This window comes from Vibrio algicola (assembly GCF_009601765.2).
Lineage (GTDB): Bacteria > Pseudomonadota > Gammaproteobacteria > Enterobacterales > Vibrionaceae > Vibrio > Vibrio algicola.
The window spans coordinates 736,554-760,011 of the sequence record NZ_CP045700.1; the positions used below are offsets into that span (position 1 = coordinate 736,554).

The 23,458-nt window shown below is 44.5% G+C and carries 30 protein-coding genes; 5 read left to right on the top strand and 25 right to left on the bottom strand.

Annotated features, from left to right (window positions below):
* Window positions 1–50 precede the first annotated feature (50 nt).
* Complete coding sequence (locus GFB47_RS15125) at window positions 51–992, top strand: hypothetical protein (protein ID WP_153448847.1); 942 nt, start codon at window positions 51–53, stop codon at window positions 990–992.
* A gap of 87 nt (window positions 993–1,079) precedes the next feature.
* Here GFB47_RS15125 and GFB47_RS15130 read toward each other — a convergent pair whose 3' ends face one another.
* Both GFB47_RS15130 and kdgR read right to left on the bottom strand, forming a co-directional pair.
* A complete protein-coding gene (locus GFB47_RS15130; RefSeq protein ID WP_153448848.1) occupies window positions 1,080–2,948 on the bottom strand; it encodes a putative nucleotidyltransferase substrate binding domain-containing protein in 1,869 nt (622 codons plus the stop codon).
* A 311-nt stretch (window positions 2,949–3,259) separates the two neighbouring features.
* On the bottom strand, window positions 3,260–4,054 hold the full coding sequence (gene kdgR / locus GFB47_RS15135) for a DNA-binding transcriptional regulator KdgR (protein WP_178306531.1): 795 nt from the start codon (window positions 4,052–4,054) through the stop codon (window positions 3,260–3,262).
* Window positions 4,055–4,315: 261 nt separating this feature from the next.
* Here kdgR and kduD point away from each other — a divergent pair, with 261 nt between their 5' ends.
* From kduD to GFB47_RS15155, 4 genes are all read left to right on the top strand, one after another.
* A complete protein-coding gene (gene kduD, locus GFB47_RS15140; RefSeq protein ID WP_153448850.1) occupies window positions 4,316–5,077 on the top strand; it encodes a 2-dehydro-3-deoxy-D-gluconate 5-dehydrogenase KduD in 762 nt (253 codons plus the stop codon).
* Window positions 5,078–5,161: 84 nt separating this feature from the next.
* Window positions 5,162–5,488 carry a cupin domain-containing protein gene (locus GFB47_RS15145; protein WP_153448851.1) on the top strand — a complete coding sequence of 109 codons (327 nt, stop codon included), beginning with the start codon at window positions 5,162–5,164 and terminating at the stop codon, window positions 5,486–5,488.
* A gap of 84 nt (window positions 5,489–5,572) precedes the next feature.
* Window positions 5,573–6,211: an RpiB/LacA/LacB family sugar-phosphate isomerase gene (locus tag GFB47_RS15150; RefSeq protein WP_153448852.1), complete on the top strand. Its 639-nt coding sequence runs from the start codon at window positions 5,573–5,575 to the stop codon at window positions 6,209–6,211.
* Window positions 6,212–6,462: 251 nt separating this feature from the next.
* The gene (locus GFB47_RS15155) at window positions 6,463–6,984 is read left to right on the top strand and encodes a YgjV family protein (protein ID WP_153448853.1); all 522 of its coding nucleotides are present in this window, start codon (window positions 6,463–6,465) and stop codon (window positions 6,982–6,984) included.
* A 582-nt stretch (window positions 6,985–7,566) separates the two neighbouring features.
* Here the strand turns inward: GFB47_RS15155 and GFB47_RS15160 are convergent.
* The 23 genes from GFB47_RS15160 to GFB47_RS15265 all read right to left on the bottom strand — a co-directional run bounded on the left by GFB47_RS15160 (window position 7,567) and on the right by GFB47_RS15265 (window position 23,402).
* Complete coding sequence (locus GFB47_RS15160; RefSeq protein ID WP_153448854.1) at window positions 7,567–7,953, bottom strand: hypothetical protein; 387 nt, start codon at window positions 7,951–7,953, stop codon at window positions 7,567–7,569.
* Window positions 7,954–8,126: 173 nt separating this feature from the next.
* A complete protein-coding gene (locus tag GFB47_RS15165; protein WP_153448491.1) occupies window positions 8,127–8,327 on the bottom strand; it encodes a hypothetical protein in 201 nt (66 codons plus the stop codon).
* A 2-nt stretch (window positions 8,328–8,329) separates the two neighbouring features.
* Complete coding sequence (locus tag GFB47_RS15170) at window positions 8,330–9,013, bottom strand: hypothetical protein (RefSeq protein WP_153448490.1); 684 nt, start codon at window positions 9,011–9,013, stop codon at window positions 8,330–8,332.
* Window positions 9,010–9,561, bottom strand: a complete 552-nt coding sequence (locus tag GFB47_RS15175) for a hypothetical protein (RefSeq protein WP_153448855.1) — start codon at window positions 9,559–9,561, stop codon at window positions 9,010–9,012. Before GFB47_RS15175 ends, GFB47_RS15170 begins: the two co-directional genes overlap by 4 nt.
* The gene (locus tag GFB47_RS15180; RefSeq protein WP_153448856.1) at window positions 9,555–9,800 is read right to left on the bottom strand and encodes a hypothetical protein; all 246 of its coding nucleotides are present in this window, start codon (window positions 9,798–9,800) and stop codon (window positions 9,555–9,557) included. The genes GFB47_RS15175 and GFB47_RS15180 overlap by 7 nt, the downstream gene beginning before the upstream one ends.
* Window positions 9,800–10,396, bottom strand: coding sequence for a YmfQ family protein (locus tag GFB47_RS15185; RefSeq protein ID WP_153448488.1), 597 nt, complete (start codon window positions 10,394–10,396; stop codon window positions 9,800–9,802). Before GFB47_RS15185 ends, GFB47_RS15180 begins: the two co-directional genes overlap by 1 nt.
* A 4-nt stretch (window positions 10,397–10,400) precedes the next feature.
* Complete coding sequence (locus tag GFB47_RS15190) at window positions 10,401–11,447, bottom strand: baseplate J/gp47 family protein (RefSeq protein WP_178306532.1); 1,047 nt, start codon at window positions 11,445–11,447, stop codon at window positions 10,401–10,403.
* Entirely contained in the window at window positions 11,437–11,895 is a 459-nt protein-coding gene (locus tag GFB47_RS15195) for a phage GP46 family protein (RefSeq protein ID WP_153448486.1), read from the bottom strand. The genes GFB47_RS15190 and GFB47_RS15195 overlap by 11 nt, the downstream gene beginning before the upstream one ends.
* An 8-nt stretch (window positions 11,896–11,903) precedes the next feature.
* A complete protein-coding gene (locus GFB47_RS15200; RefSeq protein ID WP_153448485.1) occupies window positions 11,904–12,506 on the bottom strand; it encodes a phage baseplate assembly protein V in 603 nt (200 codons plus the stop codon).
* Window positions 12,500–13,570, bottom strand: a complete 1,071-nt coding sequence (locus GFB47_RS15205) for a phage baseplate assembly protein (protein WP_153448484.1) — start codon at window positions 13,568–13,570, stop codon at window positions 12,500–12,502. Before GFB47_RS15205 ends, GFB47_RS15200 begins: the two co-directional genes overlap by 7 nt.
* Window positions 13,563–14,894, bottom strand: coding sequence for a DNA circularization protein (locus GFB47_RS15210; protein ID WP_153448483.1), 1,332 nt, complete (start codon window positions 14,892–14,894; stop codon window positions 13,563–13,565). The genes GFB47_RS15205 and GFB47_RS15210 overlap by 8 nt, the downstream gene beginning before the upstream one ends.
* A 21-nt stretch (window positions 14,895–14,915) precedes the next feature.
* The gene (locus GFB47_RS15215; RefSeq protein WP_153448482.1) at window positions 14,916–16,667 is read right to left on the bottom strand and encodes a phage tail tape measure protein; all 1,752 of its coding nucleotides are present in this window, start codon (window positions 16,665–16,667) and stop codon (window positions 14,916–14,918) included.
* Window positions 16,651–16,779 carry a hypothetical protein gene (locus GFB47_RS16720; protein WP_267904254.1) on the bottom strand — a complete coding sequence of 43 codons (129 nt, stop codon included), beginning with the start codon at window positions 16,777–16,779 and terminating at the stop codon, window positions 16,651–16,653. Before GFB47_RS16720 ends, GFB47_RS15215 begins: the two co-directional genes overlap by 17 nt.
* Before the next feature lie 13 nt (window positions 16,780–16,792).
* Window positions 16,793–17,137, bottom strand: a complete 345-nt coding sequence (locus tag GFB47_RS15220; RefSeq protein WP_153448481.1) for a phage tail assembly protein — start codon at window positions 17,135–17,137, stop codon at window positions 16,793–16,795.
* Window positions 17,137–17,487 (bottom strand): phage tail tube protein, encoded by a 351-nt coding sequence (locus GFB47_RS15225; protein ID WP_153448480.1) that lies wholly within the window; start codon window positions 17,485–17,487, stop codon window positions 17,137–17,139. The genes GFB47_RS15220 and GFB47_RS15225 overlap by 1 nt, the downstream gene beginning before the upstream one ends.
* Before the next feature lie 27 nt (window positions 17,488–17,514).
* Window positions 17,515–18,993, bottom strand: coding sequence for a phage tail sheath subtilisin-like domain-containing protein (locus tag GFB47_RS15230; RefSeq protein WP_153448479.1), 1,479 nt, complete (start codon window positions 18,991–18,993; stop codon window positions 17,515–17,517).
* 2 nt (window positions 18,994–18,995) lie between these two features.
* Complete coding sequence (locus GFB47_RS15235) at window positions 18,996–19,205, bottom strand: DUF2635 domain-containing protein (protein WP_153448478.1); 210 nt, start codon at window positions 19,203–19,205, stop codon at window positions 18,996–18,998.
* A gap of 35 nt (window positions 19,206–19,240) precedes the next feature.
* The gene (locus GFB47_RS15240) at window positions 19,241–19,843 is read right to left on the bottom strand and encodes a hypothetical protein (RefSeq protein WP_153448477.1); all 603 of its coding nucleotides are present in this window, start codon (window positions 19,841–19,843) and stop codon (window positions 19,241–19,243) included.
* 13 nt (window positions 19,844–19,856) lie between these two features.
* Window positions 19,857–20,399, bottom strand: coding sequence for a phage virion morphogenesis protein (locus GFB47_RS15245; RefSeq protein WP_153448476.1), 543 nt, complete (start codon window positions 20,397–20,399; stop codon window positions 19,857–19,859).
* Complete coding sequence (locus GFB47_RS15250; RefSeq protein WP_153448475.1) at window positions 20,399–20,839, bottom strand: gp436 family protein; 441 nt, start codon at window positions 20,837–20,839, stop codon at window positions 20,399–20,401. Before GFB47_RS15250 ends, GFB47_RS15245 begins: the two co-directional genes overlap by 1 nt.
* Before the next feature lie 30 nt (window positions 20,840–20,869).
* Window positions 20,870–21,427 (bottom strand): hypothetical protein, encoded by a 558-nt coding sequence (locus GFB47_RS15255; protein WP_153448474.1) that lies wholly within the window; start codon window positions 21,425–21,427, stop codon window positions 20,870–20,872.
* Between the two features lie 107 nt (window positions 21,428–21,534).
* Window positions 21,535–22,434, bottom strand: coding sequence for a Mu-like prophage major head subunit gpT family protein (locus GFB47_RS15260; protein ID WP_153448473.1), 900 nt, complete (start codon window positions 22,432–22,434; stop codon window positions 21,535–21,537).
* On the bottom strand, window positions 22,434–23,402 hold the full coding sequence (locus tag GFB47_RS15265; RefSeq protein WP_153448472.1) for a phage protease: 969 nt from the start codon (window positions 23,400–23,402) through the stop codon (window positions 22,434–22,436). Before GFB47_RS15265 ends, GFB47_RS15260 begins: the two co-directional genes overlap by 1 nt.
* Window positions 23,403–23,458 lie beyond the last annotated feature (56 nt).

The following is a 23,458-nucleotide window of genomic DNA, read 5'->3' on the forward strand; positions in this document are numbered from 1 at the left end:
GTAATGCAAAATCAACATACAGCGCTGGCGCAACAGCCAACCCTGCTGATTTGCCGAATGTTTACGTTTTTGCTGATGATGGTGCTCAATACTATTATAACGATGATGCAGATTTTGGTAATTACACGTTATACACAACTAAATATGTTGATGAACCAGAAGCTGGCACGTTGCAGTTTAATTATTATGAATCTGATTTAGATAATCCGATAGATGTAAACGATGCAAGCTATACCGTTAAAGATGATAAGTTAAATATTATCAGTACAATTTCTGGTAATCTTACAGGCACCGATGAAGCGATAAATCAAGAAGTTAAAGATGCTGTAGCAATTGCTAATGAAAAAGAGGGAATTGGTGCTACCGATGATTTTGATAGCTATGTTGATGGAACAAATATAAGTGCAGCAAATGACTTATGGGTTGAAAGTGATACTATCGCTGAAGATGATACTGTTTATTCATCTGTAGCTCAAGTTAGCTCTATGTATTCAAATAGCCCATCTAACTCACTTTATTTAGAGGATAAAGATGGATCTAAACCAAAAGCTACACGTCAATTTGTAGATGGGAATCCAGTAGCAGTTGGTTCACTTACTGTTGATGTTTATATTCCATCAGATCAAGGAAGCACAAAAGGTATTTATGTTAATCTAGGTAATGGTGATAATGATAACAATAGTTTTATTCAAGTCATGCTCTCAACAACGTCTAAAAGTGTAACATTAAGAGGCGGAGACAATGGTAAAACAGCATTTACAGATATAGACCAAAAATTACTTGAACTACCGTTCGATATATGGACAACCATCCAATTTGATTGGGATGGATCTTCCGGTTCAGTTACAATTAATGGCAATAAAGTTACGATTAATGAGACGAATGGTTTAAACCTTACAAACACTCCATCACAATTAATGCTATCTGTTGGGGATAATTCGAGCATGGGAAATAAAGCCTACTTCGACAATGTAGATTCAGATTTATTCTAAATAACCATTTCTTTGATATGCCCCCTCTAAAAGGACGCTCAATGCGTCCTTTTTGTTTTTTCAATAGTTTATCTAAAATCCCATTTTTTAATGCTTAATCGCGCCAAATCGTAAAGTCGCCGTCTCTTGTAGTTCATGGATGATCTTGAATGCGTCTTTTAAGTGCTTGCGCTCAAAGCTGCTAAAGCTGTCAGGTTCGATATGGTTGTCGGGGATCAAGTCTAATTTTAATGCTTCACATTGATGATTAAACCGAACTTGAGTGATAAAAAGATAAGCACCAATCGCGTTTTTATACGTGCTTTCTTCCATCAATCCGTGTTCAAAAGCGTATTTAAATCGCTCTTCGGTGCCAGTGAAATCTCCGTGTGCCGACAGATTGTAAATACGGGCTAAATCGACAATCAGATTTAAAGCATGTTTTTTAATATCTAATGTTCGGCTATTATCTCCGCTTTTCTCTAACACCAGATTATTAAAAATGCCTAGTGGCGGTTGGGTGGCGGTGGCATCCTTAACCAATGAAGGAATAAAGCCGCTATTGTCAGCAGTGCACTGGTGTAAATGTTGTTGTAACTCCCCCACCAAATCACTATTACCATGCAATGAACGAACTTCTAAAAATACATTATTATTTATCTCTTTATAATCATCTGGACGGTTTACCCAGTTTTGATAATGTGCTTTCCACCCCGAAACCGTCTGACACCATTTTGGCGTTGCTGCTATATAACGACCATCACCTAAAGGATAGCCACACGTATTCATACCATTGCACACTATCATGGCTAAATGGGTGAAATAAGCCATATCGGCGCTGCTGGCAGCATCATCAATAATCAACCCACTGTCTTGTACCGACAATAAATGCACTTCGTTACGCGCATGCGTTCCCGCCACCATCCAAGAATAATCACAAGGCGCGGCGCCTAATTTACCTTCTGCTAATTGAATAATCCGACGGTTGAATGCATCCATAATCATCGACATCACCGAGGTGACGATGTTGGAGTTCACATGGCTTTCAATCAAAGAATGAAAAATGGCATAGCGTTCGTCTTTTAAATGTTGCAGAGATTGAATCGAGTTGGAATATTTAATTTTTTCGATTAAAAACAAGGCTTGAGTTTGATGATTATGCACCAAATGCGTGGTAGTAATTAAGCCGATCACCGTTTGTCCGTAGACGACTGGTAAACAACGGATATTGAACTGCATCATCATCGCAATGGCTTCTAATACGGTTGCATCACCATCGATCAATTGCGGATTGGTGGTCATCACTTCGGTAATTGGGTTCTGGGTATCAATACCTTGCGCGACAACGCGAGTCGTCATGTCGCGGTCGGTAATTACGCCCACAATATCGTCACCATCTTTGATCACAGCACAAGACGATCGCATTTCATCTTGCATCAATTTAGCTACCGCTTTAATGCTGACGGTTTTATCAACGATGGCGATATTTTCACTGGCGATCGTTGATACTTTACGATAATACGGCCCTTTACCATTAGGCATCGCATGGTATAGCGCAGAATTGAGTCGAGATTGAGCACGAGGATCAAAAAACTCGGCATACTCTGGGTGTTCATCGAAAAAGTGTTTTAATACTGAATGTGGGATCATGTATAACAAAGAGTCGGTTAACGCCACCGCTCGGTATCCATTTTCACTTTCGGCTAATACGTCTAAAAAGGTAAAACCAAATTGGTCTTCTTCACCTAAGCGTGCACGTAATGAACCGTCTTGCATTCGTTGTTCAACCGCCCCAGTTCGGATCACATACAAAAAACGCTCTTGTGTATCCGAATTAAAGTGGATCTCTTCACCCTTGGCGAGATAAGTGATCTTAACTTTACTCACCACTTCTTGAACAACCGATGCAGGCAATTTATCGAATGGATCGATATTGGCCATAAAGTTATGAATATTCGGTAACAGTGACTGACTCATGCGCATCGCCTTTTTGAATACTTAGACTAAAATTTCATTTATACCAGTCTTACTTGAAGCTGCAGCTTTGTTGGCTGCGCTAACTCACCCCAATCACTTAGGCAAGCTAAGCTCATGGGGTTTCGTTTACTTGCCGCCTCACTGCAACTTCAATTACTTTGGGCATATCACCATTAAATCATACAAATTAATAAAGCGCACAAAAAAAGCGGCTTTCACGACCAAGAAACCGCTAAACCGCTTTTTCAAATTATAAACAAAAAACGCTACACTGCTTCAATGCAACGTTATAAAGCAAAAATCAATATGCCTTATTTGCCTTCCGACATTGGATAATCATGGTATCCCAATTGTTCGGAGATATTCTTACAAGCATTTTGCAACAAACCAACATAATAAGACATACGGCTTTCATCAAAACGTATGGTCGGGAATGAAATCGATAAACCGGCAATCACATGGCCAAAGCGGTCATACACAGGTGCGCCAATACAGCGTAATCCAGGTTCTTGTTCTTCGTTATCTTCTGCATAACCTTGCACTTTCACTCGCTTTAATTCTGCAAGTAACTGGTCTACATTGTCATGAGTTTTTTGAGTATGCTTAATAAAAGTCACCTCTTTTAAAGCGTCACGTACAAACGATTCTTCTCGCTCTGCCAGTAACACTTTGCCTATCGCTGTACTGTACAAAGGATTACGGCGACCAATACGTGATTGCATACGTAAGTTGTAACCAGAGTCAATTTTGTGGGTATAGATAATCTGATCAACATCCAAAGCGCCCAAATGAAGTGCTTCATTGGTTTGCTCCGATATGTAACTCATTTCTTTATCTGCTAGCGAGATCAAATCAACGTATTCTAGTGATTTAGCGCCAACTTCAAACAGTTTAAGCGTGAGAGAATACTTATCCGCTTCACCTTCTTGGTCAACATAGCCCAACATTTTCATGGTTTGTAAAAAGCGGTAAGTGGTACTTTTCGACATCATTAAGCGTTGAGACAACTCGGTAATACCAATATTTTTTTGCTCACCCAGTGCTTGAAGAATACCAAAGACTTTCATTACCGATGAGACGGCATCCGGTTGTTTTGCTTTTTCCATTTGAGTAACCTTTATTCATTATTATTACAATTGCAATCATTCTATCTTCTTTATCATTTTTATTGAAATGCTCAGTTCAAAAAAAATGAAACGCAAACAGCTGCAAGATGAAAAATACGATTCAGGTCACTTTTTCAAAACAGCTCTTTAATTTTTATTGAAATGACGTTTCATAATTGATATTGTTATTTCACTTACTCGAGGCCTTGACCTCAAGACACATTAATTGAATGGCTAAAAAGCCGCATTTAAGGATACGTTATGATTTTGAACTCTTTTGATCTACAAGGCAAAGTAGCTATCGTGACTGGTTGCGATACTGGTCTTGGGCAAGGCATGGCACTAGGGTTAGCCCAAGCGGGTTGTAATGTTGTTGGCGTTAACTACAGTGCACCAACAGATACTATTGAAAAAATGAATGATGCGGGATATAAATTCTTAGATGTCCGCGCGAACCTGCTCACCCAAGATGATATTCCTGCCATTATCGAAGCTGCCGTAGCTGAATTTGGTAAAATCGATATTCTAGTTAACAACGCCGGCATTATTCGCCGTGAAGATGCGATTGAGTTTTCAGAGCAAAACTGGGATGACGTGATGAACATCAACTCAAAAACCGTTTTCTTTATGTCTCAAGCGGTCGCAAATCAATACATCAAGCAAGACACTGGCGGTAAAATTATCAATATCGCGTCAATGCTGTCTTTCCAAGGTGGTATTCGCGTACCTTCTTACACAGCATCAAAAAGTGCGGTGATGGGTATCACTCGCGCCATGGCGAATGAATGGGCAAAACATGGTATTAACGTCAATGCTATCGCACCTGGTTACATGGCAACCAATAACACCGCAGCACTGCTTGCTGATGAAGAACGCAGTAAAGCCATTTTAGATCGTATCCCTGCCGATCGTTGGGGAACACCTGCCGATGTTGCCGGCCCTTGTGTTTTCTTAGCATCGGATGCGGCAAGCTACATTAACGGCTACACTATTGCGGTTGATGGCGGTTGGTTAGCTCGTTAATTTTCACTGTTATACAATGTGCAAAGCGGTTGTTGATGTCGCTAATATTAGTCACATCAATATCGCTTTGGCAAAGGAAATACCATGTTTGTTTATAATAAAGACGTTAAATTAGAAGATCTCGGCAACGGGGTTTCGCGTAAAATTATGGCTTATAGTGACAATGTCATGTCGGTTGAAGTGTACTTTGAAGATGGGGCAATTGGCGCATTACATAATCACCCACACGAGCAAGTTACTTACGTACTTTCTGGCGAGTTTGAGTTCACCATTGGCGATCAAACTAAGGTAGTTAAAGCCGGTGATGCGCTGTATAAAGAACCCAATATTATGCACGGCTGCACATGCTTAAAAGCTGGCGTGCTACTCGATACCTTTACCCCAATGCGTAAAGACTTTATCAACCAATAAATTAAATCAAACTATCACTGCTTACATTTCAACTAGATAAGCGGTGATAATTTATCTCAAAAATTCCTTACTGGAGAAACAAAAATGAAAATCGCACTAATGATGGAAAACAGCCAAGCGGGTAAAAATGCAACCATTTTGAATGAACTGACTAGCGTGGTTGAACCTCTCGGTCATACTGTTGCTAATGTTGGCATGAGCGATGAAAATGATCATCACCTAACTTATATCCATCTTGGTATTCAAGCGAGCCTACTGCTTAACTCTCAAGCAGTGGATTTTGTGGTTGCTGGTTGCGGAACAGGTCAAGGCGCGATGATGTCACTAAACCTACACCCGGGTGTGGCATGTGGTTACTGTCTTGATCCATCCGATGCTTTTTTATTCAACCAAATCAACAACGGTAATGCGCTAGCGCTTGCGTTTGCTAAAGGCTTTGGTTGGGCGGCAGAATTAAATGCTCGTTATATCTTTGAAAAAGCATTCAGCGACCCACGCGGTGAAGGTTACCCAGTAGAGCGTAAAGCACCACAAGTGCAAAATGCTGGCATTCTTAGCCAAGTGAAAGCAGCAATTAACAAAGACAACTACTTAGATTCACTACGCGCTATCGACTCTGAATTAGTCAAAACGGCCGTGGCTGGCGAGCGTTTCCAACAGTGTTTCTTCGATAACTGTCAAAATGATGAAATCAAAGCATTTGTACGTGAAATCCTAGCTTAATACTTTTAACTAAGAAAAAATAAACCCCCTAGTTTATTCAGTTTTGCCGGCCTTCTTGGTCGGCATTTTTGTTTATTGAAACTGTGATCATAAATAAATAATTAGAGTGTAAGTCTAAAACCCACATGGTATTATAATTGGTATAACAAATATTGATATTCTGTATACCACTTCATTCACACTGAACATAATCGATTTTTATCACAGATTAGAAATAACCGCTCTCTTAGAATCCCCTTTAAGGATCATTAATGCAGTATCTATTTGATTTACCTTTCGCTCAATGGCTTGGTTTTCTTAGCTTTGCTCTGGGAATTTCTACCTTTTATCAAAAAGACGATCGCAAACTTAAGCTGGTGATGCTGGTTTTCCAGCTCAATAACGTATTGCATTTCTACCTACTCGGCTCTGATATTTCAGCCATCAGTACGTTACTTTCATTCTTGCGTACCGCCACGGCAATACGGACCTCATCCAAAATTGCAGCGACAATATTTATTATTGTCAGCGTTGCCTTAGGCCTATGGATTGCGAATGGGCCACTAGACTTATTACCTATCCTAGGATCGATATTAGGCACAATTGCTGTGTTTCTTCTCAAAGGCATACAAATGCGTATTGCCTTTATTGTTGGTGCGATGTGCTGGCTTGCCAATAATATCATCGTCGGATCGATTGGTGGCTCATTGCTAGAAGCGACTTTGCTGACTGTCAATTTATTTACCATCATGCGGCTTTATCGTAATAATAAGAAAATAGAATTAGATAACTAGTAGACTCGCATGAATTCTTTTTAAGTATGCCATTATGGCATAAATGCTCCTTACCACTTTAGTCTCGAAAGTGCGGAGTATTTAGGCAATATGATTTTTGACCGTATTTCAAAATAACAATGGTGGTAACAGTAGTGAAACTCGTTAAAATCATCAAATGATAATGAGTTGTTACATTAATTAATGATTAAGTATATCTCGAGCGAATATTCAGTTGATCTAGCTCAATTTACGTGCTTTAATGTGACTTAAGTCACATTTAGGGATCAAGAATGAACGCTATTACATTAAAAAATGAACTTCCAAAACTTATTGTCAACAAAAATACAAAGAAAGCTCTAAGTAACATGATGCACTTTGGATTAATGTTTGGAACTACGGTTTCTTTCATCGCTATAACCGCGCTTACATGGATTGAGATCAACTAGTTCCCTCAATTACGGTTACCTCTCAATATTGAATTGAGTACTCAAATTTTAAAAAAACGCCTCTCTTTTTATAGAGAGGCGTTTTTAATATGAGCGAGTAACCCAGTCTTAAAAGAGATTGATATTTTGCCGTCACTTAAGCATCAGCCAGTGGTTAACTGTACATCAATTTATTAGTTGCTGAATTGACTGATGGTATAAAAGATAACGTGTCCGCAGACATTTTTTTTCCATCCGACATTTGAATATGGGTAACGCCCCATAGAACACACCCCTTCTCAACATTGAATAAAACTCGTGTTTGGCTGAATAATATACCATCATCATAGGCTGGTGATACTGCGGTTGCCTCACCTAACCAGTTATCTTTAATTGTTTGATAATCTGTGTGAAGATCAAGAGATAAATATTGCGGCTCTATATCCTTAACAATCGTGAGTAATATTTTAGTCCCTAACCCATTTTTTTGTATCGATAATTTATGTGGGATATTCGTATCATTCCATTTTAATTCAAGAACTTCATTTTCGGCGCGATTCATATAAATACCTTAATTATGATTGCTTATAACTTATCATCAACTACATAGCTCATTGTAGCGCGTCGCGAAATATGAACACGCAAACCCTAGTAAAGTGAACACGCTGCGAATTGTTCATAATACTAGGGTTTGTTTATTTTTATAGCTGTATTTAAAGTTGATTTGAAGATGGATTAAATCGGTTTTGAAATTGTTACGTCACAGCGTTTTGAGTGATATGTCACATTTCCTTTGAAGTCATCACTTACTTTTACGTGGCACCCATCTTGAGTCCTATCTGAGCCAATAATGGCATCTTGCTCACCATCAGTAATAGTCACACTAGAACAAGCCGAAAGAGTGAGTGCTGCACATAAAATTAGAGCTGCTTTCATTTCTAATACTCAGGACTAAACGGTTCGAGTTTGTCGGTTGCATCCCATTGCGCGAACTGATCCCAAATATCACGCTTGCGAGCAATGAATACACGCAAGACTTCACGCAATTCTGCTAGTGAAGTATCGCGCCAAGTATTATCCGCAAGTCGGAATTGAGTAGTGTCAGTTTCTTGGGCGTTAATGGTTTCTGCATCGTTGATCACACGCCGAATGTCTGCTGCATCAGATACAACATCCCATTGAGCACTTAACGCGTTCAAGTCTGAGCTGATTGCAGTGTCACGAATCACTTTGCCGTTACTGGCGTTATACTCTGCAACGGCTTCATCATCTTGCACCCATTGTTCACCTTCCCATTTTTGAAATGGCTTTGGTTCAAGTAAGGTGTATTCGTCATCAAATAGGGTTTTATCTTCAAACTCTTTCGGCTGCTTTGTTTGCTTGTTGTATGCTGTGACTTTGACGAAACGTTCTTTTGCTTGCCAAGTACCGTCATTGTAATCACGAGGTACGTTGCCATTGTTGTCTAAAAATGCGTGGTATTCATTTTCTTCAAGCTCGGCAACAGGAAAGTCTGGTGTGTGATACGGTGGGATCATGAACTCTTTCGATTTGATGTTTTTTACAGCATCAACCGTGCGTAGATATTCACCGGTTTCAAAATGATATTGTGCTAGTTTCATGCTGCATGTTCTCCGTGAATAATCCAGACATCAGAAAAGTTAGTGTTTGGGCGGGTGTAGTCACCCGTTCGGGCGATACGAGAAGCGTCAATTGAAAATGATCTATATCTAGTATTACCAGAACTAGATTCAGTAAGTGATGGTGCTGTTGTTTGATCAACCCCAAAAATGATTCCAGATGTCGATGCAACAAACCCAAAGTTAGATCCACCACTAGCTATACTTGCAGAGCCAGTTATATTCTGAATCTGGTCTTCAACCGTGGTTCCTGCCGCACCATACATACCCGCTGCTGCTTCCCAAGGCATTAAGCCGTAGTTTGGCATAGTAAATGTCGTTGCACCGTCACCTGTTCCATAGTTTGCTGCGTAAGGGGTTGGATTGGCATCAATTAGGGCTTGGTCTACGGCTGTTGATTCTGCGATTACCCAAAGTTTTGGAAAGTCTGCGCGTAGCACTTCGGTGCCGTCAGCTTTTAGGGCTATTTGTGTGCGGTCGAAGCCGTGGATAGATTCGTGAAAGCGGAAGCCTGTTAGCACATCTAACATTGCAGCTTTACCACCTGCGCAATCGCAAGCGCCAAATGATCAAACCTATCAGGATCAAACTCAACACCAGACGCACTGAGCGCATTCATGAACTCTTTAATATTGGCGTTAAACCAGTCTGCACCTGGGTAACTTGGTGCGCCGCTGTCGTTGGATTCAGAGAAGTAACCAGGCGTACCAATTCGAGGTTTGGTGGCTGGCGCTTCCGTGACTTGTGAGCTGTTATTTAACGGATGCATTAAACGCTCTCCTCATCATAGTAATAAACGTATTCATAGTATTTTCCGCCTAGCTTGATGGTGTTTAACGTACACTCAAGAATCGCAGCGGTTTGTAATACCAACGGGGTTAAACAGTTATCTAAACAGGTGGCATACGCTTGGGTGATGCCATAAACATTAATGCGAAGAACGTGACGATAACGCTCTTCATAAAGTGGATATGTACAACCACGTAAGCAGTGGTGAGGGAAGATTTCTTGTACCTCGATATCAAAGCCCAAATCTGCGGCGAGCTTTTCAATGTTCCATGCCTGTAAACCGCCTTTACGGTGGTACTTCTCAACAACAGCCGCACGGCGTGATTCAAAGCCTTGGTTACTCACATTACACTCGGGTAAGCCTAAATAGGTTTCCCATTCGGGTAGTGTTTGAAAGCACGTTTCAGGGCGCATTTCATCAAGCAGTAAGTCAGCATTCGTTTCTGCTGCTTCAAGGCGTGGTGCATAGCCTGCAACATACTTATATAGCGTGCTGTTTGGCTCGTAGTTCCAAATCAAACCACGAGGCATTTGCAGAACAAGCGAGCTTGTCCACTCGGCTACGCTATGGCCCATGTGATCACCCTAAATCATGTAACTGGTTTGCGGCAGCTGGCACATCAGCATTGAGATCAAGCGTATAATCCGTCACACCTTCAGTACCACCTATAGCCGTACGAACGGCGCTAAGTAGCAGGGTTTGACCAGGTGATAGCGTTTTGAAGTAAGAATCCAAACTGGTCTGAACCGATTTACGAAGCTCGGAAGAGTCAGGTGTTAAGCCAATCCCCAAGTCAGTTGTTAACAATTGAAGATTGATATTGATAGGTTCTACGCCCGCAGGACGCCCAACATCTGCACCCGTTGCAGGGTCAGAATGTCGATAAATATAAGCATCCATAGTGGCAATGTCAGAGCTATTCGGAATGATGTCTTCACGGCCATCAAACACAAACGCATAACCAACAGTTGAGCCTCCTTGGTAGCGGTCATACGCCCAAGCGCGAGTCACGCCAGCCACTTCACGGCACCAGCCAACATAGTCATGCACAGCGCCGCCCATTGGAGGGTTGCGCTTACGGAATAACAAACGCTCAAGCACCTCGTTTACAGGCTCTAAATCTGCACCGCCAGAAATTTCGCCCGTTGTGCCGTTTGGTTGAATGCCTGGCACAGTAGAAACTAAAGTTAAGGCTTCACCGTCATCTATATTACCGTCTGCGCCTGGCTCGTTGGCCTCAACTGTTACCAGCACTTCACCATCAATAGGCGCATTAGAAAGCACCACTGTATATAAGCGGCCATCGCTGTGGATTAATTGCGTATCCAGTGGCACAGGCACATCACCAATTAACGTGACAGGCCCAGTTGCTGCCGTGGCAAGCTTCTGGATCACGCCTTCAGTTCGTGCGGTATCAATAATGGTTTGGTCTTCAGATTCAGAAGTAGGAATAATTTGGCGAACAATCCAAGACTGGTAATCGTACACATCACGCAACGAACCACTGACGGCACTATTCAGTGCAAGCTCAATACCAAACTTAGGCAACACCTGATCAAGTGATGCCTCAATATCAAGCTTGCCAGTCTCAATCAGTTGGCGAAGAGTAGGAACGTTAAACGGCATAGATAAACTCCTGAGTAGCAGACCAAGCACGAGACACAGTTAAGGTTATTTCCTTGCCGTCAGGCTTTGAAATCACAATGGTTAACGCAAGGGTTTGAAAGCGAGGAATAGAACCCGTCACAGAGACTTTGCGAGCCATGCAGCCATTGCCATCATCGACCAGCATCCACGCCAGTGCATCTTCGGCATATTTCACCGCACGGTTACGCACATCAGTGGTCAGTTTTTCACGGTAGAGTAGCCAGAGCTTAGAACCCCAAGGTTTATCTGAAAAAGTATCACCCGGCCAACCACGTAAGTCTGTTGTGCCATCCGGAATAATGTCAGAGGAATTAGCACGAGCATCGGTAAACAAAGAAATCAGCACAAGGTTTGATATCGTGCTGTCCACATCACCTTCAATGATAACGTTGGATAACTGAACCATACCTTGTGCGATGTTCATCATAAAAACCTTTAGCCAATAGGCGGTGTCGTGTTCGTGCTTCCTGCTTTGTGATAGTGACCAAGATATGAAAAACCGCCAGCCGTTAAGTCGCTACCGCTAACCACACTGGCTGACGTAATACCGCCAGAGGCAAATATGCCTAAGTCTGTCGAGATACCACCCGTCACATGCAAGGGGCCTTGAATTAATGTTTCTGGTGAGATGATAGTGAAAGAATCGGCAGCGTTATAAATCACCTCAGTTGCTGTGATGATTAGCTTGCCGTCTTTGGTGAGGCGGATGTTGTGACCGTCTTGATGGTATAAAAAAACATCGCCACTTTCACCTGTTGGGCGACAATTTTTATCTTCCACAGCCACTGCAACCAAGTTGGCTAAGTCACCGCCCAGCGCAACCAAGACCGCTTCTGAATTCTTTGGTGGGTTTGAACTCATGCCATAATTTTGAAAACGCTCAATGTTATCGGCAGACTCATCCGCATGTATTTGCACCTGGATGTTTTGACGTTGTAAATCCTCGATAACACCTGTCACCAACGCACGGCCAATACTGCCCATGATCTTGCGACGAATCGGGGCAAGCAGTTTTTGAATATAGCGCTCTGTTACCATTTTGCAGCCACCTTTGTTTTCTTCTCGATTTGTGCTGGTATCTCCATTGCATCCGGTGGAACGACGCTAATCACAGCCAAGCGACCAGAGTCATCTTCGCTAAACATCACCGTTTTAATGAGCAGCTCTTTATCAATGCCGAAGATAGGATCTTGAACTGAAATCAATTGGTTAAAGTTCCACAACTTACCCGTGTCAGGAATACGCCAGCCTGTGACCGTGTACTCTGCACTGTTCGAGCGTGCAATGCTGCGCTGGCGTTCCCATTGACCACGCTTGCTTGCACCATCGGCGGTCGCAATTTCTTCATTGATAATAATCATCGGACGATAACGAGTAATTTCACTATCAGTCACTTCTGCTTTTATGCCTCCAACAGAGGACAATCCAGCACCATCCCACTTTTCACCAAAACTCGGGCCAGTGGATTTCACCGTGAACTGACTAAAGCGATCACGCCAAGAAAAACGCCCACGTGCGGCAAGAATGTTCTGACCGAGAATCAAAGCGGTGCCTGATTTTTCTTTGCTAGTACAAGTGATCACCAAGTTACCAAACGTATCAGAAGTCAGTAGAACACCACGCTGTTTTGCCAAACGTGCAAGCAGCTCATGGGCGGTTTCACCTTGTTCGAGTTGCACACGTTGGAATGCTGCGCCCACATCCGTATTCACGATCACATCAATACCAAATGGCTTGCACACCGTTTTAGCAATTTGCGTTAACGTCTGGTTGTTAAACTGGCCGCTAGAATGCACCACAGAGCAGTCAACAAGGTCTGCGGTTTTATCGCGGCCACTGACCGAGATTTGCACTTGTTCATCGTCATAGCTAGGTATCCAGTCATCAATGTAACCAGTGATCACACGCTCACCACCAATTTCAACCATGCAAGCTTCACCTTGCTGAATAGGTGCACTCACGGCTTGGTATTGGTTGTCCATCCATTTCCAAGTCAAAGACAGTTCAAATGTACCCGCCATATTATCGAGTGCGCGAGTGACTTGAACCTTAGTCCAACCTTCATAAACCTTGCCATCTACTTTCAGCGTGATTTTATCCATTGCCATTCTCCCCGATAATCTCAACCGATTGAGAAGGCTTAATAAACGCAGGATGAGAAAGACCATTGCGGCGAATAATCGACTGGCGGTTTTCTGTATCTCCCGTCTGGCTCCAAGCCACGTAAGACACAGGCATGGTTTGATTCGGGGTATACACAGAAAGTTGGGGCAGCTGCTCTGCGCGAGCACGAGTGTCAGACAACACAGACTGGCGCAACGCACGCAAAGAACGCCAGAGTGATGAATCACCACGTTCGACAGCTTGCTCTGAAAACACCGCCAGTTCACTTGCCACACCATTTCCCATGGCTTTCAATTGAGGGCCAGTCAAAATGGCCGTACGTTCAGCGCCTGTTAACGAGGCAATCACATTGTCATCCGCTTCAGTATCCTGGTTAAAATCTGAAGCCCCCAACGCTGCCGCTTTAGAAATGGCCGCAGAGTTTAAAATCAGCTGTTTATACACTTCACTGTTTTGGGTAATCGCCGCTTTCTTTTCTGAGTTAGCCGTAAATGGCACAGAGCTGGCGACACCATCAGAGCTTGAAATACCACTACTCAAACCGCCTGTTACCGCCAATTCTGCGCGCATACCATCCCAACGGTTTTGCACTTGGGTATAAACATCAAGGGCGCGAATAGGGTCAGTAACAACAGACTTCACATCTTCTAATAAGCCCATTGTTTCAACCGCCAAGTCGCCAGGGTAAGCCAACAAGTTACCAATCGAGTCTTTTGTGCGAATCAAGCGGTTTGTCCATTCACGCAGCTCGCTTGGTAGTGAAGGTAAGTTTCGAGTGAACTCGTCTAAATCATCTAAAAACTGATCCACCATGCCGCCAATGCCTTCCACATTATCGACATCAAAATAACCCTCAAAGGCAGAGTTAGCAGCATCTTGAGATTGTTCGGCTTTATCTTGTAGGTCGCTGGCTGTGTCTGATTGAGCCGAAGGAAAAAGGTTTTCACCCACCTCAAACACTTCAAAGCTAATGCTCGCGGTTCGGTCTTTATTGATAAGTAGCTTATGGCTCACCTTACCAATTTGAACTTGTCGCACGCCAAACCAAGGGTGAATGAATTCGCCTGGTCCCAGCTGATTTAGCGCATCGAGAATATTTTGCAATTGGGTGACGTAATCATCGCCAAGAACGCGACCATTGATTTTTTCTGATTGCAGCACCTTGCCGTTGTCTTCCGCCCAGCCGCTTTCCTTTTTAGGGTAAGCATGAGGAATGGCGCGGCGGCCACTTTCACCATCCGCACCTTCAAGTAAGAATTCAACCCCACGAAAAGAGGCCGTTAAACGTTCTTCAAATGCCATTTAAAGCTCCTTTATGGTGGGTTAATTGATGCCTGAATCTGGGTTAACGGTTAAGCCAGGGAAGCTACCTGTGACTTTCTTAGTAATGCGATCATCACTGACACCAATATCGACTTTGATATTGCCGCCAATACCTAGCGGTTGTGGGGCCATCATCCAAGGTAAGGTGGCTGGCGTTGTGCCATCATTGGTTTGGTAGTTTTTGACGGCTTGAGTGACTGACTTTGATTCTTTATCGTCACTTGAAAATAGAGAGCCTAACGTGGTGTTTTGTGCCCATTTGCCAAATGCAGTATCACCAATTAAGGCATCCATTGTTGACTCGACAATAGGATATAGAATCGTAGCTGCAAGCGCTTTACCTGCGGCAGACTTCACTTTGCTTCCTTTGGTTCCTTTATTACTCCCACCGCCCAATGTGCCAGAATTATTCATACCACCCGCTGGCATGTTCACGACATAAACAGGGGTTGCACCTAAGTCTGCAAAACCTCCTTTGCCACCGACGCCACCCGAACCAGGTATGCCACCTTTACCGAATACACCTTTAACCGATGCGGCAATATCTAACCCTTTTTTCGCAACGACTAAACCGCCTAATGCCCACGCAGCAGCTTCGCCCCAATCTAGCCAGTTTTGAATGGTGTCATCATCAACACTATTAATGGCATCCGCCAAATCTTGGATCGGCTCAGCGAGTCGCATGTTAGCGAACTTTTCAAAAGAGTTATTTAGGGAGGTGAGCGCACTATCAAAAGTAGCCGCATTGGTGGCTGCTGCTTTCTGGGTTGCTCCTACATCAGTGGTATCAGAAACCATCTCTTTTAATAGCGCTTTGTTGTCTGAACTATAAAGAGACGCTAGACCTTGTAGTGATGTTTGGTCGAATACATCGCCCAATTTCAACGGATCATTTTTTGCTTTGTCTAAAATTTCTAGTAGCAACTCAGCAGGCTCTCGCAACTCTTTGGTGCCTTTCTTAAACACCTCAATGCCTTGCTGATCTAAAAATTCAACCTTCTTCTTGTCGGAAAAGGTCGCGAACACAGCTTGAATTGAGGTTAACGATTCATTGGCATTGCCTTTAGCTTTCGCAAACAACTGAACGAGCGCGCCCATTTGTTGAATAGCTTCTGGGCCTTTGCCTTGGTAAGTGGCAAAGAGCTGCTCAGAAATACCCGCAAGGTCTTTGACACTGACACTACCAATTGCAAACTGACCATACAGTTTGTCGATGGTATCCATCACGGCTTCAGACTCGGTAATACCTTTTTCTCTAAACTGGGCAAATAATGCGCCTGTTGATTGAGCATCTGCACCGAATGCCTGCATAAACAAGCCCATATTTTCTAGGTTATCTGTGACGAATTTCAGATCACCGGTTTTGCCAAGAAGCACATCGACACCAGACGCCAATTGTCCAGCATCGACGCGAATGTCTTTATTGTTTGAGATATCTTGAACCGATTGCTTTAACCCATCAACTTCATCAGCACTTAACTTAGCGTTAGTACCAATGCGCGTCATTTGGCTATCGAAAGCAGCGACATTGCGAACGGTTGCACCTGTCGCGAACGCGGTTGCCATACCGACATAACGATTGCCTAAACGATCAATACCACGACCAGCTGCCGCAGTAGTCGTTTTAACTAACGTCATGGCACGTTGGTTTTTCTGCGCAAACTGACTCATGGAGTTGCCATATTGCTTGGCTTTGTTGGCTAAGTTACCCGCTAGGTTAAGAACAATGTCAGTTTCAAGACGTTTGGCCATGGGTCATTTCTCGTATTTTGTGGTAAGTCCGAATCAAACGGCGTAGAGGCATTGAAGTGGTGGTACTGAGTGGCACTTTAGAAGCAATGGCGAGCTGTAAAGACTCGCCCATGTCAGCCAGTACCTTAAGATCGCCCCCGAGCTTCTAACTCCTTAATCAAAAGCTGATCTAACTCACTGGCTTTTTGTTGTAGCAAGTTGAAATCATCAGCATGCAGCTTACGTAGTTCCTTGATAGAAAGTGGGCCTTGTACACTGCCAATGAATTCAACTTGGCGCATCAGCAGCTCTAAGCCATACATCACATCTGAGGTATAGGCGACAGCCACACCGTTTTGCATCACAACTTTTTCAGCCGCTAGCTGCGCATCGATGTAGTCGCCACTGGATAGCTCACGCAATCCAACTTCAAGGTGGGTAGTTTCACCCGCCTTGTAGCCATGCGGTAATTCAAACGTCATGATCGCCATTACACACGCTCCACTTTTTCGCCTTCAAATGTGCCGGTGATTTCACCAGAGTCTGATAGCTGGAATGGGGCTTGCGGTGCACAGCCTGTCATCATGTAATCGATGCCGTTATCACCTTCCCATGTAAGGGTGGCCGCTTCCATTGCGTTAATGTCCATCACATCCACATCTTCAGCAGCCGCGATCGTTACCTGAATAGTCGGTGCGGTGTACTCCCGAGATTTACCCCAAACACGACCAGGGCCAATGTGAGAAGTATTGGTATATCCACCCGAATTCAGTGTTGAGCCTTTTTTCGTTTTTAGTTGGTTGCCATTGTTACGTACAACCACTTCACCAAGAATTCGCATTTGCGTTCTCCTTTTTATTAATCGAGGTTACAGCTTGTATTGCATCAATGCGGCAAATACACGCAACTGATTCACAAGGTCTGGTTTAAACACACAGTTCAAGCGGTTCACATCGCTGTCATCACGGTAAACGCTTAACGTTTCTTTGAAGCCATCGAAGTCTTCCACCAAACCATTTGGCACCCAATCGGTATCGGCCAGTTCCAAAATGGCATTGCGCATCAGCTTAGGCGTCACCACTGGCTGACCAGGGTTAAGTTTTGGTAGTACGTCATCACCGGCTAATTTGTGGCGTGGGTAACGGTTGGTCACCATCACTCGTAGCGAGTAACGCAAGTAGCCCAACGTGGCTGGCGTGGTAATGTCCAAGTAACTTGGGTCTGGGTCGCCATAAGTGTTGACGTTGTACATAGTGACTTCACGCTCAATGGCACATTCACCACCGGGGGTACGGGTATAAGTGGCAATACCATCATGCAGCAGTAAGTTGCGCTCGGTTTGGTCCCAGACACTTTCTTTGGCTGGCGGTAGAATGCCCGGCAACACTAACGTTTGCAGTGGGCGTGCAGGGTCAATACCCAATTGATATGCAGCGATACCACAGTAAGATGCGGCCCATTCCCATGGTGCATGTGGTGAGCTATTGGTACCCATACAGGTGAACAAGTAGTCATTACGGTCATCGCCATAAGAGCCCGTTTCCGCAAACGTGCCACGGAACGCGGTATAAGCAATACCTTCAATCATCTTGAGTGGGCCATAGCGAGATACCAATTCATCACGCAGCGCGTTCATGCTTTGGGTGTCATTAAATGGCATCGCAATATGGTTGTACCATTCGTCAGGAATAGCGGCGATCACTTCACTCATATCAGGAGTGCCAGCACCACCAGAAAACTCCGTGAACGCAATCGTCACACCAGTTGGTAACGTTTCGCCATCGTAATAGCTGTGGCGTAAATCAATGTCGTTACTGGTTTGGCCCGTCCATTTACAGGTTAATTCAACTACGGTGGTTTCAGCATCTTTCAATGCCGCTGTCACAGGTAATGAGGTATTTTCATTGACCGCATTGATAATGGCGGTGGTGATCGCACTCGCAGCATCACCTTCTTTAACGGTCACTTGAACCGACGTACCAGCAATCAGCAACCCAATCACCCCAGCCTTAGCTGTGCTGGCAGTAACGGTAATTTCACCTTTAGCAGCAGTACCACCAAAGTCCGCCACGTTCAGCGCATACACATCGGTGTAGCTGTTGGCTTTGCGTAGACGCTGCAACATGATAGAAAGCATCGAACCTTTGCCATACAGCGCATCAGCTTCACTTTCACTCGTACCGATGCGAGTGATCTTTAACGGAGTAGATAGCGCCGTTGGTAACTGCTGACCAATCACCAAAATCTTTTGCACCAAGGCTGGCGTACCAGAAAGTGCTTCTGAGTTATCGATATCGATAAACACTAACGGCGTATAAATATCGTTTGGAATGTTACCCAATGCCATGGTTATTCTCCTTTCTTAGCAGCAGCTTCTACAGCAGCGGCTTTCTTTGGTTTTGTGGTTGGGGTTGGCTCACTAGCAACAACGTCGCCATCGTTAATGCGACGCACCCAAAAAGCAGACTTTGTGACTTCTTCGCCTTGCTCGGCTAGGTACTTACCGTCAGGTTTACGCACCTTGACGTTCGCTTTATTTGGTTTCACATAGATCTTCATGGTGGTTTCCTTTCGGTTGTAATACGTGTTCGGGGTTAAGAGTCATCTTGTGGAAGCGTGACTTCACCTTCAATCGGTGGGCTACCGTCACCCACATCGCCTTCAAAACTAAAGGTGATAAAATCGTCTAATGAGGATGGATCGAGTGGTTCATCCATCGGCCACCATTGCGACCAGGTGACAGCCCAAATAGCGACACCTAATTGATCAATACTGCCGCTGTATAAGTTATCACTACGAACTGCCTCTACATTGCTACGTGCCGTAGGTAGTGCACCACGCTGCATAATGGCTTGTACTAATTGACCTGCAACCACTTCACAACGCTGGTCTTTGGCATAGCCGTATTGGTCAGTGGTGAACACATAGGCCACAAAATTAACCTTGCCAAATAAGCTGCCTGCGGTGTTCTCATACTCAGTGACACGTAAAGCTGTAATACGTACGCTGCCATCACGGTTACTTAGCCAGCGCTTTACATCTTCCGGTTTATCAAAACGGCCAATGTGACGCTCTACGGTTTGAATTTTGTCAATATCTCGTTCTGAACCTTCAAGCACAGGCTTTAAGTACTTAACAATTTCTTGCGTAGCCCACACCGTGGAACCTTGGATGTTAAATACATCAGGTCTACTCATTTCACTGTCTCCATCACGACATTAGCTCCTGCCAGAAGTCACCAAGGACTTGATAAATTTCGTTTTGGTTTTCACTGCTTAGCCCTAAAAACTCGCGCTGTGGGATGTCCATTTGGCGGCTAAAGCTACTTACCGATTGCCACACAGGGTGTTTAAGTGCTTTGCCAAAGGCTTGAGTAATTAGCCGATTGTGGGCCGATACTTGCACTGCACCCGAAAATCCATCTTGGTGTACGGCGGCATAGGCAAGCGGCGAGCCGATTCGTACTTGGTTCTTTTGTACGATGTACTGAATGGAATCGAGCAATCCGCCATCAGCTTGTAACAAGGACTGATTTCCATGGCGTGTTTTGGCGTAATCCGCTGACCAATCAGGCCAAGACACACCACTAGGGGATTCTTTTTCATCAGCAATTCGTCTGCGGGTCTGGCTCTCAACAACACTGCCGAGGGATTCAAGTAACTCAGACTTATGAGATGGATCCGCCAAGCGCTGAAGCAGCTCTTCATAGCGTCTCAGTTCCTCCGTTCCGGTGACTTGAACCGAGATACCCATTACAAGACGCCTCTAAGTTTGTTGCGGGTAAACAGGCGCTCGCCTTCTTGCACCAGTTCTACTTTGCCCACGCTGCCTTCGGTTGGGTTGTTGTCATCCAAGGTTGGCAAACCGAGCTCGCGCTTACCGTCAGCAATGTCACGCAGGGTTTGCAGCTGCATCTTGTAGCGTTCTTCCAACAAGTTGGTGGCTTGCTGGTCACGGTCGGCCAGCCAGTAGAAAGCAATGGTAATGGCAATCTTATTCAACATGCCTGGCACAGTCGGTAACGGAAGCTCAAAGCGACGCGCCAGAAAAGAATCGATCTCTTCATCGGCTTGCTCTAGGGCTTGGTTAATCCATGTGTCATTTAACTCGTTGGTATTGCGATCAATGGCAAAATTCCAAAGCATTTGCTCATCGCGATCCATTAAGTCTTGTTTTGTTGCGTAGATTGCCATCGGTTTTCCTTAGCTCTTGTCTGTTAATGGCTAGTCTTGAATGTCGATTACATCTTTAAGTTCGACAGTCTCCACCACTAAGCGAGGCTCATCGTGGACGCGCTTTGCCTTTTCAGTAGACATGAACACCACAAACTCAGGTGGGAAGTCTTTAACATCCACTGCCGCAGGCTGACCTTGCGGTTCTCCATCCACCACAAGCACCAATGTTTCTTGTAAGCGGTGAAATTTAACGCCACTGCGCCAAAAGCCAGCATCTGAGACAGAGCGAACTTTAAGGGCACCAAGCACACCAATAGGATCACCATCAGTGCTGAGAAGTGGCTCATCATCTTTTGCTTGTTTCGAAACATCGTCTTGTTCCTTTTGTTGAATATCAGAATCTGCCTTCAACGCTTCCTGTTCGGCTTGCGCTTGATCAGCGGGCTGAGCTTGTTCCACTGGTTGCTCAGTAGTTCCAGTGGTAGATTGCTCGGGGCTGTTGGCATTCGCTGTCTGCTCATCAGCTTTTGCAGCTGCTTCTTTAGCCTTCGCTGCTGCCGTCTGTTTCGCAGTTGATGTACCTGTTTTTTTAGCGGTTCCACTCACGGTGAACTCCTTTTAAATCGAGGTTAAAGTGGCTTTAAACGTGGCGGTAACTGAATACCGCCAGCCCGTTATCAGTTTGCACCTGATAGGCGTTTACGTTTTAAGAACTAAGCCGTGATGTAAGGGCTCACAACAATCTCTACATCGTTGTAGTAGATGTTGGAGTCACCACCTTCTACCAACATGCGAGCCAATAGTTTTTTCGCTGCCGATTCGTTTTTCGGACCAACCACAATCTTGGTTGCGCGAGTACCAATTGGTGTGCCATCGGCTTTCTTCATGGTGCCTAATAGCTCTTTGGCTGCGGCATAAGTGTCTTCATCCAACACGCCTTTAGAACCAATCGCCAACTGAGGGAATGAGAAGCCCACGTTACAACGGCCATCTACACCAGCGGCGTATTTGTTATTGAACCAGGTATATTCTTCATTTGGCTGCATGTTCTTAAACACGAACGGACGACGCTCTTGGTACACGATAGGCTTCAGCACCTTGGTATCATCAATCAAGAACCACGGTTCGCCAGTGTCTGTGGTTGGGTCACCAATCACATTCGAGAACGTCGTTGCTGGATCTGATTCAATTGGGTGGTCGGTATCAAAGTAGTTCTGGCCGTCATAACAAAGTGTTGTGAAACCAGCGACTAATAAGCCGTAAGACAATTCATCAGGGAAGATGGCAACTTGATCACCATAGTTCTGCGCAATAACCGAGTAGTGACCGATTTGGTCATCATCGACATCTTCACGAGAAACAGAGATCGAGCTTTCCCACGTTTTGTTTTCAACCGAATAACCGTGACGGCCCATGTCAGCCAGTTGACGATCACCAACCCATTCTTTAATGCCAGGTAAGTCTTTTAGCCAACCGTAAAAGTTTGCCGCACCCGAGCTAGGTACTTTCGTCGCTACCATCTGCCATTGCGGGTTTGCTGCTTGTAAGCCGCGGGTAAACGCCGCAGACATATTGACTTGAAGAGCTTCAAGTACTTGTGCTTCAGTCGCCATTATTTCGCTCCTTTATTCGTTTCAGCTTTAGCCGCTAGGTACTCTTCTTCAGAGACGCCCATCTTGCGACACATCGCCAGTTCAACATCATCCAGCTTGCTGTTTGTTGCTACTGCTGGCTTTTTCTTTTCTTTGCTATCCACCACTACAGGGGCGGCTTCAACAAAAGACTTAAACTGATCCACGCCACCTTCGGCACGACACAAAGACAAATACATATCCTTATTAGCTGGGGCAACTTTGCCAGCTTCAATGGCATCATCGACAAGTGCTTCAAGCTCTTTATCATGAATAGCAGCCAGTTGGGCTTCTGCCTTCGATACACTGTTTAGCGCAATTTCGTAGGTTTCTTTTGGTACGAACTTGTTTAAGTCCACGGTCTGAGCACGGTTTAGGGCGACATCTTTCTCTTGTTTAAGAGAGTTGATAGCCACTTCGGCTTGTTCTGGTGTTGCATCTTCGGCAAGGCCAAGCGCATCCAAAACGATTTTTGGCAACGGCATATTGGCGTTCTCCATTCGTTGGTTTAATGCAGGAACATCAAGGTTGGGGTCATTGGTTAAAGCCGCACTCACAAGCGCCAGCACTTGGCCGCTCTTGTCGTACGTAAAGGAAGGCGAGTAGAAAGCGTATTTCTTCTCATCAATCAGTTGTGCGCCATCATCATTCCACTCGATAAAGCCCCAGATTTCACCGTTACGGTTTTCGGCTTTGGTAATCCAACCGTACGCCGGAGCAGGTTCACCTTTCGGGGCTTTGATATGGGTTGAGTGTTCAATATCGAATGGGCGCTTTTGCGTAAAGCGGGCAATGACTTGCTCTGGGTTGTTGTTTGTCCAGGAACGGCTATCGACACCTGCAAATGTGCCAGCAGGGATCATCGGTAGCCAAATGCCTTGTTCCGTTGCATTTTCTGCAACCGAGGTAGGCTGTAAGGAAAAACATAATGCAGTTAATGCTTGGTTCATTACTCACTCCAAAATTGAAGATCACATAACAACCTCCTTGGGTTCGGGTTGGTATG

Bases quoted from the DNA above. Each gene is read 5' to 3' on its own strand.
- GFB47_RS15175 (WP_153448855.1), bottom strand. From the start codon at position 9,561: ATGTTAGATGTGCTAACAGGCTTCCGCTTTCACGAATCTATCCACGGC.
- GFB47_RS15180 (WP_153448856.1), bottom strand. From the start codon at position 9,800: ATGCATCCGTTAAATAACAGCTCACAAGTCACGGAAGCGCCAGCCACC.
- GFB47_RS15185 (WP_153448488.1), bottom strand. From the start codon at position 10,396: ATGGGCCATAGCGTAGCCGAGTGGACAAGCTCGCTTGTTCTGCAAATG.
- GFB47_RS15170 (WP_153448490.1), bottom strand. From the start codon at position 9,013: ATGAAACTAGCACAATATCATTTTGAAACCGGTGAATATCTACGCACG.
- GFB47_RS15245 (WP_153448476.1), bottom strand. From the start codon at position 20,399: ATGGGTATCTCGGTTCAAGTCACCGGAACGGAGGAACTGAGACGCTAT.
- GFB47_RS15265 (WP_153448472.1), bottom strand. From the start codon at position 23,402: ATGAACCAAGCATTAACTGCATTATGTTTTTCCTTACAGCCTACCTCG.
- GFB47_RS15155 (WP_153448853.1), top strand. From the start codon at position 6,463: ATGCAGTATCTATTTGATTTACCTTTCGCTCAATGGCTTGGTTTTCTT.
- GFB47_RS15145 (WP_153448851.1), top strand. From the start codon at position 5,162: ATGTTTGTTTATAATAAAGACGTTAAATTAGAAGATCTCGGCAACGGG.
- GFB47_RS15150 (WP_153448852.1), top strand. From the start codon at position 5,573: ATGAAAATCGCACTAATGATGGAAAACAGCCAAGCGGGTAAAAATGCA.
- GFB47_RS15215 (WP_153448482.1), bottom strand. From the start codon at position 16,667: ATGGCCAAACGTCTTGAAACTGACATTGTTCTTAACCTAGCGGGTAAC.
- kduD (WP_153448850.1), top strand. From the start codon at position 4,316: ATGATTTTGAACTCTTTTGATCTACAAGGCAAAGTAGCTATCGTGACT.
- GFB47_RS15160 (WP_153448854.1), bottom strand. From the start codon at position 7,953: ATGAATCGCGCCGAAAATGAAGTTCTTGAATTAAAATGGAATGATACG.
- GFB47_RS16720 (WP_267904254.1), bottom strand. From the start codon at position 16,779: ATGGGCGAGTCTTTACAGCTCGCCATTGCTTCTAAAGTGCCACTCAGT.
- GFB47_RS15205 (WP_153448484.1), bottom strand. From the start codon at position 13,570: ATGGATAAAATCACGCTGAAAGTAGATGGCAAGGTTTATGAAGGTTGG.
- GFB47_RS15165 (WP_153448491.1), bottom strand. From the start codon at position 8,327: ATGAAAGCAGCTCTAATTTTATGTGCAGCACTCACTCTTTCGGCTTGT.
- GFB47_RS15230 (WP_153448479.1), bottom strand. From the start codon at position 18,993: ATGGCATTGGGTAACATTCCAAACGATATTTATACGCCGTTAGTGTTT.
- GFB47_RS15195 (WP_153448486.1), bottom strand. From the start codon at position 11,895: ATGATGAACATCGCACAAGGTATGGTTCAGTTATCCAACGTTATCATT.
- GFB47_RS15210 (WP_153448483.1), bottom strand. From the start codon at position 14,894: ATGGCATTTGAAGAACGTTTAACGGCCTCTTTTCGTGGGGTTGAATTC.
- GFB47_RS15130 (WP_153448848.1), bottom strand. From the start codon at position 2,948: ATGAGTCAGTCACTGTTACCGAATATTCATAACTTTATGGCCAATATC.
- GFB47_RS15250 (WP_153448475.1), bottom strand. From the start codon at position 20,839: ATGGCAATCTACGCAACAAAACAAGACTTAATGGATCGCGATGAGCAA.
- GFB47_RS15190 (WP_178306532.1), bottom strand. From the start codon at position 11,447: ATGCCGTTTAACGTTCCTACTCTTCGCCAACTGATTGAGACTGGCAAG.
- GFB47_RS15225 (WP_153448480.1), bottom strand. From the start codon at position 17,487: ATGCGAATTCTTGGTGAAGTGGTTGTACGTAACAATGGCAACCAACTA.
- GFB47_RS15240 (WP_153448477.1), bottom strand. From the start codon at position 19,843: ATGAGTAGACCTGATGTATTTAACATCCAAGGTTCCACGGTGTGGGCT.
- kdgR (WP_178306531.1), bottom strand. From the start codon at position 4,054: ATGGAAAAAGCAAAACAACCGGATGCCGTCTCATCGGTAATGAAAGTC.
- GFB47_RS15260 (WP_153448473.1), bottom strand. From the start codon at position 22,434: ATGGCGACTGAAGCACAAGTACTTGAAGCTCTTCAAGTCAATATGTCT.
- GFB47_RS15235 (WP_153448478.1), bottom strand. From the start codon at position 19,205: ATGAAGATCTATGTGAAACCAAATAAAGCGAACGTCAAGGTGCGTAAA.
- GFB47_RS15200 (WP_153448485.1), bottom strand. From the start codon at position 12,506: ATGGTAACAGAGCGCTATATTCAAAAACTGCTTGCCCCGATTCGTCGC.
- GFB47_RS15220 (WP_153448481.1), bottom strand. From the start codon at position 17,137: ATGGCGATCATGACGTTTGAATTACCGCATGGCTACAAGGCGGGTGAA.